The organism is Amycolatopsis sp. NPDC003676 (assembly GCF_053587275.1).
In genome coordinates, this window is the sequence record NZ_JBSFNS010000165.1 from 1 (window position 1) to 13,817 (window position 13,817).

General features: G+C 68.7%; 11 protein-coding genes. 4 read left to right on the top strand and 7 right to left on the bottom strand.

Annotation, left to right across the window (positions count from 1 at the left end; genetic code table 11):
* Window positions 1-301 precede the first annotated feature (301 nt).
* Window positions 302-1,435 (bottom strand): thioester domain-containing protein, encoded by a 1,134-nt coding sequence (locus tag ACWDNU_RS42425; RefSeq protein WP_370934159.1) that lies wholly within the window; start codon window positions 1,433-1,435, stop codon window positions 302-304.
* A gap of 294 nt (window positions 1,436-1,729) precedes the next feature.
* On the opposite strand from ACWDNU_RS42425, the gene ACWDNU_RS42430 reads away from it, so the two are divergent.
* A complete protein-coding gene (locus ACWDNU_RS42430; RefSeq protein WP_449673008.1) occupies window positions 1,730-2,548 on the top strand; it encodes a TIGR02569 family protein in 819 nt (272 codons plus the stop codon).
* On the opposite strand, the gene ACWDNU_RS42435 is transcribed toward ACWDNU_RS42430, so the two are convergent.
* Window positions 2,541-3,434, bottom strand: coding sequence for a 2-hydroxyacid dehydrogenase (locus ACWDNU_RS42435; protein WP_449673009.1), 894 nt, complete (start codon window positions 3,432-3,434; stop codon window positions 2,541-2,543). The genes ACWDNU_RS42430 and ACWDNU_RS42435 overlap by 8 nt on opposite strands.
* The gene (locus ACWDNU_RS42440) at window positions 3,431-4,708 is read right to left on the bottom strand and encodes an MFS transporter (protein WP_449673010.1); all 1,278 of its coding nucleotides are present in this window, start codon (window positions 4,706-4,708) and stop codon (window positions 3,431-3,433) included. The genes ACWDNU_RS42435 and ACWDNU_RS42440 overlap by 4 nt, the downstream gene beginning before the upstream one ends.
* A 120-nt stretch (window positions 4,709-4,828) precedes the next feature.
* Here ACWDNU_RS42440 and ACWDNU_RS42445 point away from each other — a divergent pair, with 120 nt between their 5' ends.
* Window positions 4,829-5,569: an IclR family transcriptional regulator gene (locus tag ACWDNU_RS42445; protein WP_449673011.1), complete on the top strand. Its 741-nt coding sequence runs from the start codon at window positions 4,829-4,831 to the stop codon at window positions 5,567-5,569.
* A 4-nt stretch (window positions 5,570-5,573) separates the two neighbouring features.
* Here the strand turns inward: ACWDNU_RS42445 and ACWDNU_RS42450 are convergent, their stop codons facing one another.
* From ACWDNU_RS42450 to ACWDNU_RS42465, 4 genes are all read right to left on the bottom strand, one after another.
* Window positions 5,574-6,443: a S1 family peptidase gene (locus ACWDNU_RS42450; RefSeq protein WP_449673012.1), complete on the bottom strand. Its 870-nt coding sequence runs from the start codon at window positions 6,441-6,443 to the stop codon at window positions 5,574-5,576.
* Between the two features lie 465 nt (window positions 6,444-6,908).
* The gene (locus tag ACWDNU_RS42455; protein ID WP_449673017.1) at window positions 6,909-8,456 is read right to left on the bottom strand and encodes an amidase; all 1,548 of its coding nucleotides are present in this window, start codon (window positions 8,454-8,456) and stop codon (window positions 6,909-6,911) included.
* Between the two features lie 15 nt (window positions 8,457-8,471).
* A complete protein-coding gene (locus ACWDNU_RS42460) occupies window positions 8,472-11,042 on the bottom strand; it encodes an FtsX-like permease family protein (RefSeq protein ID WP_449673013.1) in 2,571 nt (856 codons plus the stop codon).
* Window positions 11,043-11,047: 5 nt separating this feature from the next.
* Window positions 11,048-11,788 (bottom strand): ABC transporter ATP-binding protein, encoded by a 741-nt coding sequence (locus tag ACWDNU_RS42465; RefSeq protein ID WP_449673014.1) that lies wholly within the window; start codon window positions 11,786-11,788, stop codon window positions 11,048-11,050.
* A 149-nt stretch (window positions 11,789-11,937) separates the two neighbouring features.
* Between ACWDNU_RS42465 and ACWDNU_RS42470 the strand changes: the two genes are divergently transcribed.
* Both ACWDNU_RS42470 and ACWDNU_RS42475 read left to right on the top strand, forming a co-directional pair.
* Complete coding sequence (locus ACWDNU_RS42470; protein WP_449673015.1) at window positions 11,938-13,137, top strand: sensor histidine kinase; 1,200 nt, start codon at window positions 11,938-11,940, stop codon at window positions 13,135-13,137.
* Window positions 13,125-13,760 carry a response regulator gene (locus ACWDNU_RS42475; protein WP_449673016.1) on the top strand — a complete coding sequence of 212 codons (636 nt, stop codon included), beginning with the start codon at window positions 13,125-13,127 and terminating at the stop codon, window positions 13,758-13,760. The genes ACWDNU_RS42470 and ACWDNU_RS42475 overlap by 13 nt, the downstream gene beginning before the upstream one ends.
* Window positions 13,761-13,817 lie beyond the last annotated feature (57 nt).

Here is a 13,817-nt window from a genome sequence, read left to right on the forward strand (position 1 = left end):
CAAGGCGGGAAAGATGCCTTGACAAGCCACCCCAGACCGCATTTTGGCTTCGTATCGGGGTGCGGGGGGTGTGGGTGCCTGGTTTCGTCGAGTGCACTGGCTGCGGTTTCGTGGGTGGGCGGTCCGTGAAGGCGGCAGCGGTGCCAACCGCGGCGACAGCAGCGGCAGCGATAGCAGTGGTCGTGGTCGTGGCAGTGACAAGTGGCCGTGGTGCAGTGGTGCAATTGACTGCGCACATAGCAAAGCGGGCCAGTCCTCAAAGGACCGGCCCGCTCAGCTAGTGCGTGTTACTTGAAACCAATCAGGCGTTGCTCCGACGACGGCGAACCACCAGCAGCATCCCGCCGCCAGCGATCACCAGGGCCGCGCCGATGCCGATGGGCAGGGCGGCGTTCACGCCGGTGTTCGCCAGCGGGGTCTGGCCCGAGTTGTTGCCGCCAGCAGCAGGAGCAGTCGTCGCGGGCGCGGTGGTCACCGGGCCCGTTTCGGTCCACGTGCCGGTTGCGGCCGCTTCGACGCTGCTCTTCTGCGACTGCGCCACGATCAGCGACTGCGCCGGGTTGTCCGCGTAGTTCTTGGCCACGAACAGGCGACCGGTGTTGACGTCGCCAGCGGCCTTCACCGCGAGTTCGGCCGTGCCGGGCTTCGCGTCCTTCGGGACGTCCAGGAACAGCTTCGTGCCGTTCTTGATCGCCGAGGACTTGATCTCCTCGCCGTTTTCACCGACGACCTTCACGCCCTCGGGGAGCTTGCTCGTGAAGTCGGTGACGCTGCCGGTCGTCGCGACGGTGAACGGGCCGATCTTCGTGCCCGCTTCGCCGCTCGCCTTGGCCGGCGTGATGCTCAGCGTCGGCTTCTTCTCCTCGACACCGGTGTTCGCGTCACCGGTCAGGTAGTTGTACAGCGCGAGAACGTCGGCCGCCTCGTCCGGGGAGCCGTTGGCCAGCGGGTTCTCGGCGTCGAGGTCCTTGCCGTCGCTGTAGTGCCACACCGCGGCCTGCGTCGCGGTCAGCGCTTCCTTCGTGGACAGACCGTCGTGGAGCTTGGCGCCCTTGCCGGTCAGCGTCTTCTCAAGCGACGCCACGTCCTCGGAGGGGAAGCTGTGGTGCAGCACCCAGTTGATGTTCTTGTTGTTCTTGCGGAACGGCGACTTCGCGTCGGGGTAGTCGTTCCAGGCGTGTTCGACCATCGTCTCGCCGAAGCGCGCGCCGACCTCGATCTGCACGCAGTACATCTTCGAGATGGCGCCGTCGGACAGCTTGAAGTTGAACAGCGTCGTCTGGACCTTGCCCTTGTCGGCGATGTTGACGTCGAAGCCCGACGTGCCGCCGTACACCAGCTCGCCCGAGGCCGCGCCGCTGCGCGCCGTGGGGGCGTTGTCGTCCGCGAGGGCGACCGGCGCGGCGATCATGAGCGCCGCCGCCGCGGAAGCCACCGCGGCCCCTCCCCGGACCAGAACTGACCTGCCGTGCATGCTTTCTCCCATCCAGTCCCGAACCACGAACGACGGACCGCGTGAGACCACATCTCCCCGACCACGACGGCCACCAATTCGGGTGAAGAATCCACCCAGTCAAGCGATGGCGAAGCATACACAGGGCTCACATGTGCACTGTGGGTGGTCCCCTGACTGCGCTTTAATACCACCAGTCGGAGTCGTTCCTCCCCTTGCGTTGCTCTGGGTACATGTGCGAAGAGCTGCGGAAACCCGAGAGAAAGGGCAGAACGGTTGAACAAGCAACCTCCGGCGGACGTGCTGGCCGCGTTCGGCTGCGCCGGCGATCCGGTTCGGCTGGAAGGCGGGAAAGGCGAGACCTGGCGCGCCGGGGACATCGTGTTGAAACCAGTTGAGTTCGCTCCGGAAACGCCGTGGCGGGCGGCGGCGCTCGCCGAGGTGGCGGAGTCGGCGGAGTTCCGGATCGCCCGGCCGCTGCGGACTCGCGACGGAGAATGGATCGCCGGGAACGGGACATCCGGCGGTCATCCGTCGCTCGGCTGGGAGGCGAGTCTGCTGGTTCCCGGACGCCCGGACACTTCCCGGCCCGACGACGCGATTCGGGCCGGGATCGCGTTCCATCAGGCGATCGCCCACCTGCCGCGTCCGGACTTCCTCGACTTCCGCACTGATCCCTGGACCATCGGAGACCGGATGGCCTGGGGAGAATTGCCGCCCGAAGGCTCGGCGGCGGCTCGTGACCTCCTCCGCCCGTTGTTCGAGGCGCGTCGTCCGGTCGAGTCGGCCGCGCAGGCGGTGCACGGCGATCTCCCCGGCAACGTCCTCTTCGCACCGGGAGAGCCGCCCGCGGTGATCGACTGGGCGATCTACTGGCGTCCCCCGGCCTGGGCCGCCGCGGTGGCGGTCGCCGACGCGTTGTGCTGGTACGACGCGGATCCCAGCCTGATCGACCGCTGGGCGCATCTGCCTGAATGGCAGCAGATGCTGATCCGCGCGCTCATCTACCGGATCGTCACGCACGACCTGGCCGGACAGTGGACGCCCGACCAGATCGCCGCGTATCAGCCCGCCATCGCGGCCGTGCTCAGTTGACCAGGTTCTCCAGCGGCTCGCCCTTCGCGTAGTGCGCGAGCTGGCGTTCGGCCAGCCGCTTGGCGCGCGGGTAGAACGAGTCCGAACCGCCCGCGATGTGCGGGGTGATGATCGCGCCGTCAAGCGTCCACAGTGGATGGTCGGCGGGCAGCGGTTCCGGGTCGACGACGTCGAGCGCCGCGCGCAGGCGGCCGGAGGCGACCTCAGCGGTGAGCGCGTCGGTGTCGACGGCGGTGCCGCGGCCGACGTTCACGATCAGGGCCGTGTCCGGCAGCAGAGCGAGTTCCGGCGCGCCGAGAAGGCCGCGGGTCTGCGGGGTGTCGGGCAGGACCAGCACCACGATGTCCGCGGTCGGCAGGAGGTCCGGCAGTTCGGCGATGCCGTGCACGCCGGAGCGAGCGGTGCTGGCGACCCGGACCACCTCGGCCTCGCCCGCTTCCAGGTAGCGCTCGATGGCGCGGCCGATCGAGCCGTAGCCGACCAGCAGGACGCGGCAGTCGGCGAGCGAGCGCGTGTGCACCCGGTCCCACGAACCGGCCTGCTGCTGCGCGAACCAGCGCGGGAAATACCGTTGCGCGGCAAGGATCAGCGCGAGCGTGTGCTCGGCGACGCTGAGGTCGTGCAGGCCCCGGCCGTTCGCCAGCCGCACACCGGACGGGACGAGCGGCAGCAGGTTGTCGTAGCCCGCGGAGAGCGTCTGGACCGCGCGCAGCGACGGCAGCTGCGGGATGAGCTTCGCCGCCGCCGGGCCCTGGTCGTAGGGCAGGACGTAGAACTCGACGTCGTCGAGGCCGTCCGGCGGGGTGCCGCGGCCGTCCCACACGACCGCGTCGAGTTCGGCCGGGACGGAAATGTCGGACCAGGGCACCAGTACACGCGCGGTCATGCTCGCCTTTCCTTCGTTTTCACCGGAACCGCGAGCACCAGCACCGCGGCTGCGGCCATTGTCCCCGCCAGCATCAAGAACGCGGCAGCCGTGCTGCCGGTGGCGGTTTCGAGCCAGCCCACCAGGTACGTCCCGAGGAACCCGCCGAGCGCGCCCGCCGCGTTGATCACGGCCACCGCCACCCCGGCGGTCCGCTGCGGCAGCAGTTCGGAAATCAACGCGAAGAACGGGCCGTACGGCGCGTACAAGGCCACCGCGGCGATCGCCAGCAGGACGAATGCCCACCAGAAATGCTGCTTCCCCAAGAGATACGAACCGTAGAACGCCACCGCACCGGCGAGCAGCCACGGCCAGACGTACCGGCGACGCACGCCGGATCGGTCCGAGCTGCGCGAGTTGATCAGCATCGCCACCACGGCGAACGCGTACGGGATCGCCGAAAGCAAACCGGTCGCGCCGATTCCGGCCGACGAACCCGCCTTGACGATCGACGGCAGCCAGAATACGAAGCCGTAAACCCCGATGCTCCACAACAGATACTGCGCCGACAGCAGTAGAACTGCCTTGGACCGCAACGCTTCCCGCACCGGACGGTCGGCCGATTCCGGCAGCTGCGCCTGTTCCGCGGCGATCGCGCGCTCGATCGCGTCACGACCGGTCGGGTCGAGCCACTGCGTGTCGGCGGGCCGGTCGCGGACCTGCGCGCGGAACACGAAAGCCCAGATCAGCGCCGGGATTCCCTCGATGATGAACATGCCGCGCCAGGACGTCGCCTCGATCAGATACCCGGACAACGCCGACAGCCACATCACCGTGACCGGGTTGCCGAGGATGAGGAAAGCGTTGGCCCGTCCGCGTTCGGCCTTCGTGAACCAGCGCGCGAGCAGCACGACGAGCGCGGGCAGCACCGCCGCTTCCACCGCGCCGAGCAGGAACCGCACCACGATCAGCACCGGCACCGAACTGAGCAGGCCCTGCGCGGTCGCCAGGACGCCCCACGCGAGCACCGACCAGAAGATCAGGCTCCGCACGCTGCGGCGGTCGGCGTAGAGGACGCCGGGGACCTGCAGCAGGAAGTAGCCGAGGAAGAACGACGCGCCGATCAGCCCGGACGTCGTGCTCGTGAGGTTCAGGTCCTCGGCCATGCCGCCCGCGGTCGCGATCGAGAAGTTCGACCGGTCGAGGTAGGCGAGGCTGTAGGTGACGAAGACGATCGGGATCAGCCGCAGCCAGCGCTGCCTCCCGAGCGTGCCCGCCTGCTCGACGGTGTTCATCCGGTACTCCTGTCGCCGCTGACCCAAGTCCTTGACACGCTTTCCGTCATATGGAAAGCTATTCCGCAATGCGGTGAGAGGCAGTGTGCGTCGCCGTGCCCGGGACGTCAAGGGGGTCCGATGGCGGACATGGTCGGCAAGGCTTTGCGGGTGCTGTCCCTGCTCGGCGGCTACCCCGAAGGCGTGCCGCTGTCCGAGCTCGCGCGCGCCGCCGGATATCCGGTGAGCACCACGCATCGGCTGCTCAGTTCCTTGCAGAGCGAGGGTTTCGCGCGCAACGACCCGATTTCGAAGCGGTATTCGCTGGGGCTGCGGCTGTTCGAGCTGGGCCAATCGGTGTCGCAGGCGCGCGGGTTCGCGGGTGTCGCACTGCCGGTGATGCAGAAGCTGTCCGCGGAGACCGGCGAGCCGACGTTGCTGGCCGTGCTGGACGGGCACAACCAGGTTTACGTCCACTCAGTGCAGGGCTCGCAGCGGCTGCAGATCCGCGGCGAGCCGGGTGCGCGCGGGCCGCTGCACTGCACGTCGATGGGCAAATGCCTGGTCGCGTTCGCGTCGAACCGGGACGAGTTGGTCGCTTCGCTGGACCTGCCGGAGCTGGGCCCGCGCACGATCACCGCGCGGTCGGCGTTCGCGGCGGAGATCGCGGCCGTGCGCGAGCGTGGTTTCGCGATCGCCGACGAGGAGCACGAGGAAGGCATCCGCGCGGTCGGCGTTCCGATCAGGACTCCCGACGGGACCGCGATCGCCGCGTTGTCCACCGCGGCACCGGCTTACCGGCTGAGCGTTGCTCAGTTAGAGGAGTTTGTGCCTGCTTTGCGTGCTGCCGCCCGGGAATTGGCGGCGTTGCTGCCCCGGTGAGGGCTTATTCGCCGATCTCACCCCTGATCCACGACACGAGCTGGTCCACCCGCGCCGCGGTTTCGGTGCCGGGCTGAGGACAGTCGGGCCCGAAGTTCTCGACCGCGATCAGCGTGTTCTTTCCCTTGATCGGTACGAAGAACGGCGAACCCGAATCGTCCGGGCACGGGCTGTTCTCGACGGTGCGCTTCTTCAGCGGATCCAGGGTGATCTCGTTCTTGCGCACTTCGGCGACCTGGAAATCGCCGCGTTTGATGTGGTCGGTCTGCACGATGACCTTGGCCGACAGCGAACCCCATCCGACGAAGGTCGTGTGCTGGCCCGGATCCGGCGGACCGTCCGGGAGCGCGAGCGGTTCGATGTCGGTGACCGGCTCGGACAGTTTGGCGATCGCGAGGTCGTTCACCGCGGACTGGCGCGTGTCCACGATCTTCAGCACGTGCCCGCGCGGGTCGGAGTCGGTGAGCTTCCCGATCGCGGCGGTCATCGTGTAGTCGGGTTTGCCGCTGACGCGGGTTCCGTCGAGGTCGTGGAAGCAGTGGCCGGCGGTGACGATCCATTGCGGAGCAATGAGCGAACCGCTGCAGCCGCCGGTGCGGACGCCGCCGCCCTTCTCCGGAATGTCCTTTGAGGACAGCTTGACGCTGAACGGGGTGGGGTGGTCGGGCAGGGCGGGCGCGGAGGCCTGCGAGGACGCCGGCGCCTTGCCGCCGGTTCCGCCGCTGACTGTGCTGCTGGCGTTGCCCGCGCTGCCGCTGGCCCCGCGCGCGACGGCGACGTTGGACACCGGTTTGGCGGTTTGAGCCGCCGCGGTCCGCTGCAGGCCGACGTAGGCACCGGCGAGCCCGGCCCCCAGGACCGTGGCGACGGCCACGGCACCCAGCCGAAGGCTCGCCCGCTGCGCGGAACGTGACTTTGCGTGCACCACGGGGTCCAAGATAGCGAAGTAGTTAACCCGAATGAGTGAGTGTGCCCGATTAATCCGGTGACTGAGGTAGAAACTGACGCGGCCGATACGCCGGGTCGGGGGTTGGTCACGGAATGCTAACGGTGCCCGGGTGTTTTGCCTGGAGGTTGGGCCGTTCGGGCGCAAGAGGCGGATTTCGGCGGTTGCTCCCGATCAGCGGGACACCCAGGCGCTGGGTTCGGCCTTGAGTACTGGCTGCTCCGCACTGGGGTGACATCGAGTGCATGCCGCTCGGCCAAGGTGGTGCTCGGCGGCGAAGGGAAAGTACGTGAGGGGAACCCTGAGGGAATCTGATTCCCTCAGGGTTCCCCTCACGTACTTCGGCACCGCGCGCCAAGCCCGTCGACAAGGGCGAGCCCCGGCGCTGACCGCCTACGCGGCGGACAGGTACCGGGGAGCCTGCCGCGCGTGGGTCGCCTGCTCGTACGCGTAGGCGAAGCCCAGCAGCTGCGCATCGCGGTATTTGGTGCCCAGGAACGAGATTCCGACTGGCAGCGGGCCCGCGAATCCGGCTGGCACCGTGATGTTCGGGTAGCCAGCGACGGAAGTGTTGCGGGTGCTGCTCAAGAACCGCGGGTCGCCCGGGCGGTCCAGCGGTGAGGCGGGCAAGCCGCTCAGGGTGACGATCGCGTCCAGGCCGTTCGACGCCAGGACGTCGTCGATCGAACGTTGCGCGATGCCCGTCGCGGCGGCGCGGTGGCGGCGGTAGGTCTGGTCGTTCAGGTTGCCGTCGGCGGCGTTCGCTTCGACAAGCAGGTTTTGGTCGAACAGCGGCATTTCGACGTCGCGATGCTGGTCGTTGTAGGCGATCAGCTCCGACAGGTTCCGCGGGTGTTCGCCGGGAGTCGCGGCGAGGTAGGCGTTCAGGTCGTGTTTGAACTCGGTCAGCAGCGCGGGGAGGAGATCCGGTTTGACTGACCACGAGATGTCCTCGACGTCTGCCCCGTCAACGACCGTCGCGCCCAGCGAACGCAGAGTGTGCACTGTGGACTCGAAGATGCGATCGGACTGTTGGTCGATGCCAGCGTGCCCCTTTCGCCAGATGCCGATTCGCTTGCCGCGCAGGGCATTTCGGTCCAGTCGAAGGTCCTTCGGGAACGTCGCCGCGGCTGAGGCGGGGTCGGCTGGGTCGGCACCCGCCAGCACGGAGAGGGTGAGTGCGGCGTCGGTGACGTTGCGCGCGATCGGGCCGGGAGTGTCGTGCTGGCCGGTGATTGGCACGACGCCGCTGCGGCTCACTACGCCGAGGCTGGTCTTCACGCCAACGGTCGACGTCGCGGCCGCCGGGCAGACGATTGAACCGTCGGTCTCGGTGCCGATGGCGACCGTCGCCAGACCGGCCGCCGCGGCGACTGCCGAGCCGCTCGACGAACCGCACGGGCTGCGGTCCAGTGCGTAGGGGTTGCGGGTCTGTCCGGCGACGCCGCTCCAGCCGGGGATCTGTCCGGTTGAGCGGAAGTTCGACCATTCCGACAGGTTCGCTTTGCCTAGTACGACTGCACCGGCGGCGCGGAGACGCTCGACTAGGAAGGCGTCCTTCGCCGGACGTGCGCCGAGCATCGCGGTCGAACCCGCGGTGGTGGTTTGCCGGTCCGCGGTGTCAGTGTTTTCCTTCAGCAGCACCGGGATTCCTTCCAGGACACCGCGAGAAGCGTGCGTCCGGCGGCGGGTGTCGCTCTCCTTTGCCGCCGCCAGCGCGTCTGGATTGGTTTGCACGACGGCGTGCAACCGGGGGTTCAGTTCTTCGATGCGGCGCAGGTAGCCGCGGGTCAGTTGTTCCGAGGTCAACTGACGATGATCCATCGCACGCTGCAGATCGGGAATCGTGGACTGGTCCAGGAAGCGAGCTGGTGCGGCGTCCGCCGCGGCGGGCAGGATCAGGCCCGCCGCGGTGAGGACCGCCACCGAAAGCTGTTTCAGCAAGGTTTTTCCTTCTTATTCGCGGAGGCCGATGGCGTCGATGGGCTTGGCGCGCAGAGTGACCCGAGTGGACAGACCGAGCGAGACCAGGCTGAGCAGGAAAGCTCCGGCGATGATTCCGCCGAACACGGCGGGCGTTCCGGACGGCAGCAGCGTGTCGCGCGTCGCGAGGTTCAGCAGGGCCAGCGGAATCGCCGCTACCACCGTGCCGAGCAGTACCGCGATCCCGGCAGTCGTCAGCGCTTCCAGACGCATCATTCGCACGACTTGGCCGCGTGTGGTGCCGATCAGCCGCAGCAGCGCGAACTCCCGGGAGCGCTGCGCCGTGGTCATCACCAGCGTGTTGGCCACCGAGATCACCACGTAGCCGAGGATCACGCCGACCGCGACCAGGTTCAGGTAGAACTGCTGCTGGCTCGCCGAGTTGGCCGCGGCGGACACCGTGGCGCCGGGCGCGACGGTGAGGCCTGGGTAGCGCGTGCTGAGATCGCGCAGCTTGGCGGTCATCGCGGCCGGGTCCGCGTTCGGGTCTTGGCGCACCAAAACGGAACTGTCCATCCGGTCGCCGGTGTGCGAGCGGGCGAGGTCGGCGGGCAGCACGTACTCGCCGAACGCCTGGTTGTGCGTGTAGACGGCGACCAGTTTCACCTTCGCCGGGCGGCCGTCGGCGAACCAGAAGTCGACCTCGTCGCCGATTTTCTTGTCGTACCAATCGGCTTCGCCCTTGCTCATCGCGACGGTGTCGCCGCGCAGGTCGGCCAGATTCCCGGACACGACACCGAGATCGAGCACGCCGCGCACCTGGTCGCCGTTCAGGCCCTGCGCCGGGTACTTCATCACCCGCAGCCGCTTCTCCTCCGGCACCGTGGTGACCACGTCGGTGCGGATCACCGAGGTGGCCGCCGCGACGCCGGGGACTGCCCGTGCCGCCGCGGCGACTTCCGGAGACAGCGCGCCGGTGGTGCTGGTCAAGACGTGGTCTGCGGTGGTCGACCGGACGGCTTGTTCCTGCCGGGCCGCAGCGGACGACGTCTGGCTGTAGAACATCGAGATCGCGAAGGCGACCGCCAGCATCACCGGGGTCACCGCCGACGCGAGACGGCGGGCGTTGGCCTGGTTGTTCGCGGCGGCCAGGTAGCCGCTGATCCGCGAGACGCCGGAGTAGACCGGGGCGATGATCCGGGTCATGAAGGCGACCACCCTCGGCCCGAGCACCGAGAGCCCGATCACGACCACCAGTGCGGACATCGAGGAGGCCGCGAGCGCGCCGTCGCCGGTGACGTACATCGGGACGGTCGCGCCGCCGAAGCCGGCCACCACCAGCAGCCAGCCGATGAGGAGGCGGGTCCGGCCGAGTTCACGGCGTTCGACAGCCGCCTCGCCGAGCGCTTCGATCGGGCGGATCGACGACGGACGCCGTGCCGCCGACCACGCGGCCAGCCGCGCCGCTCCCAAGCCCAGCAGGAACGCGACGACGAGCGGGATCGGGCCGACCGCGAGGTCGAAGTCCTGCGGGATCACGCCGACCCCGGCGAAGGCGTTGCGCAATCCGTAGGCCACGGCCACGCCCAAACCCGCGCCGAACACTCCGGCGGTGATCGCGACCAGCATGGTTTCGGCGCCGATCAGCTTGCGGATCTGTTTCGGCGTGGCCGCGATCGCCCGCAGCAGCGCGAACTCCCGGCGGCGCTGGTTGATCACCAAGGCCAGCGTGCTCGACACGACGAACACCGCGACCAGGATCGCGAACCCGCCGAACGAACCCGCGAGGGCGAACAGCAGCACCCGGGTTTGGCTCACGTCGAGGAATTCGACGGTGCTGCGCCCGACGCCGGTCGTCACCGTGACCGGTTGCCCGCTGACCGCCTCGCTGATGCGGCTTTCCAAGTCCCCTGTGGACACTCCGGGCTCAGCCAGCACGCCGATCGCGTGCACTTGCCCGGGTTTCCCGGAAAGGTCAGCGGCGCGCGCGGCGGAGAAGAACATTGCCGACTGTCGCGGCAAACCGTTGCCGGTTTTGGGCGCGGCGATGCCGGTGACGCGGAAGTCCATGGGCGTGGAACGGGTCGAGATCCGCACCGTGCTGCCGACCGAAACCCCGCCGCGAGCCGCGAGCTCCGCGTCGAGAACGACTTCGTTCGCCGCTTCGGGAGCGTGGCCTTCGCGCAACGAGAACGGAGCCAGCACGGCCGAGTCCCAGTTGTGTCCCCGCGACTGGGCGCCGTTCGGACCGGTGAGCACCTGCCCGCTGGACGTCACGACGTTCGCCGGGAAGTCCTGCTCCGGCACCGCCTGACGCACGCCGGGCACTCCGGCGATCTTGGTGATCAGCGTCTCCGGCACCGTGGTCTGCTCGCTGATCTGCTCGGACTCGCCGAAATCCGCGCCCGGCGGTTTCGTGGTCTGCGGGCCGCCGACCACTACCGCGGCCTCGGCGTAACGCTGGGTCGGGACTCCGGCGCGCAGACCGGACTCCATGAGGATGCCGCAGCCCGCGACGAGCGCGGTGCCGCAGAGGATCGCGATGAACGCGCCGACGAACCCGCTCAGCCGGGCCTTCGTCGTTTGCAGAGCCAACGACCACATGGCGGTCACCACTCCCCGAGGTGGGTCATCCGCTCGGCGACCCGCTCCGGGGTCGGCTGCGGGAGGTGGCCGGCGAGCTTGCCGTCGGCGAGGAACAGCACTCCGTGCGCGGCGGACGCGGCAACCGGGTCGTGGGTGACCATCAACACGGTCTGGCCCATCTGGTCGACCACGGTGCGCAACAGGTCGAGCACCTGGCGCGCGGTGCGGGTGTCGAGCGCGCCGGTCGGTTCGTCGGCGAGCACGACCTCGGGGCGGGTGATCAGCGCGCGGGCGATCGCGACGCGCTGCTGCTGTCCGCCGGAGAGTTCCGCCGGGCGATGCTCCAGCCGCTTCGCGATGCCGACGCCGTCGACGATCTCGCGCAGCCAGCGGGCGTCCGGTTTCTTGCCCGCGAGACGCATCGGCAGGGTGATGTTCTGCAGCACATTCAGCGACGGCAGCAGGTTGTAGGCCTGGAAAATGAACCCGATCCGGGTCCGGCGCAATTCGGTGAGCGACCGCTCGCGGAGCCCGCCGAGTTCGGTTTCGCCGAGCAGCACCTTGCCCGAACTCGGCCGGTCCAGACCAGCCGCGCAGTGCAGGAAGGTGCTCTTGCCCGAACCTGAGGGCCCCATGACCGCGGTGAAGGAGCCCCGCTGGATCCCGACCGACACCCCGTCCAGCGCGGTGACCGCGCCGTCGCCGGAGCCGTAGATCTTGCGCACCGCTTCCAGCCTCAGGGCGTGTGTACCGCCTGTGTTCATCTTCGCGTCGCTCCTCGGACCAGCAGATTCTCTGTCGGTATCGAAGTTATGGCGGCGGGCGCGCGGAAACGATCCCGAGCGCGGGAGTCTTGGGGGTAGCGCAGGCACCACCACGCCCGGTGGGGAGGTCCTAATGGGACAATGCGCTGGTGAAAAACCGGCTGCGCTCGTGGTGGTCCGGACTCCGCTATCTGCTGGTGGGAGCCGCGACCTCGTTCCTCGCCCTGCTGCTCTTTTTCGCGATGGCCGTCGTGCTCATGACGTGCTTGATCGGCGTCGGAATCCCGGCGCTCCCGGTCGCGCTGAAACTGATCCGCTACCCGCTGCGCTTCGAACGCCGCCGCGCGGGCCGCCGGCTCGGCGAGCCGATCGCCGAGCCGTACGCCAACGTTTCGCCGATCCGCGACCCGGCGAGCCTGCGGGATCTCGCGTGGCTGGCGTTGCATGCCGTGGTCGGCTTCATCGTCGGGGTGCTCGCGTTCAGCCTGCCGCTCGGCGGACTGCGCCAGATCCTCACCGGCGTGTTCTGGTGGCTGGTGCCCGGCGGAATCCAGAGCTCGCTGGAGTTCATGGTGAACTCGTGGCCGTCGGCCGCGCTCTGCGTGTTCACCGGGCTCGTCATGATCGCGCTCACGTTCTGGGCCTCTCCGCTGGCGCGCTGGCAAGCCCTTGCCGCGCGGGCGCTTCTCGGTCCGCGGCCCGGTGCTTCGCTGACCGACCGGGTCGTCGAGCTGACCGCGACCCGCGCCGCCGCGCTCGAGGCGCACGGCGCCGAACTCCGCCGTCTCGAACGTGATCTGCACGACGGCACGCAAGCTCGGCTGTCCGCGGTCGTGCTGCAGCTCGGTGTCGCCGATCAGCTTTTCGAAGGGAATCCGGCCAAGGCAAGGGAATTGCTCGGCAAGGCGCAGGACGCGGCGACCGAAGCGCTCGCCGAATTGCGCACCGTCGTGCGGAGCATTCACCCGCCGCTGCTGACCGACCGCGGCCTCGCCGGCGCGATCACCGCTCTCGCCGACCGGTGCGCGGTTCCGTGCACTGTGGACATTCGCAGCAGCGCGCGCCGACCAGCCGCGGTCGAGGCGGCGGCGTACTTCATCGTCGCCGAAGCGCTGGCTAACGTGACCAAGCATTCCGGTGCCGAACAGGCGTCGATTACGCTCGACGGCACCATCGACACCCTGCGGATCGAAATCCGCGACGACGGCCGCGGCGGCGCGGACGAATCCCAAGGCAGCGGACTGGCCGGGATCCGGAAACGCGCCGAGGCCTTCGACGGGACGGTCACGCTCACGAGCCCGCCCGGTGGACCGACTGTTCTGGAAGTGGAGTTGCCATGCGGGTCGTGATCGTCGAGGACGACGCCCTGCTGCGAGAAGGTTTGGTGCTGCTGCTGGAAACCTCGGGCATCGAGGTCGCCGCGGCTTTCGACAACACCGACGAGTTCCTCGCGTTCGTCCGCGAAGACCGGCCGGACGCGGTGATCACCGACGTCCGGCTGCCCCCGACGCACACCGACGAGGGCCTGCGCGCGGCCGTGGAGGCGCGGCAGCTGCACCCCGGGCTGCCGGTGCTGGTGCTGTCCGCACATGTCGAAACCGGCTACGCGGCCGAGCTCCTCGCGGACGGCAAGGGCGCGGTCGGCTACCTGCTCAAGGAACGCGTCGGCAAGGTCGCCAAGTTCCTCGACTCGCTGCACCGCGTTGTGGAAGGCGGCACGGCGATGGACCCCGAGGTGGTGACCCAGCTGCTGGCCCACCGCCGCGACCCGATCGACGCGCTCACCGCGCGCGAACGCGAGGTGCTCGGGCTGATGGCGGAGGGGTACAACAACGCCACGATCGCGGAACTGCTGGTGGTGAGCGACGGGACGGTGCTCAAGCACATCCGCAACATCTTCGCGAAACTCGGCTTGCCGGAGGACAACGGACACCGCCGGGTGCTGGCGGTGCTGGCCTACCTGCGCTCGTGAGTGGCAATCCCGGTTCTCACCGGGATTGCCACTCACGAGTCCTTCTTGGTAGCGCAG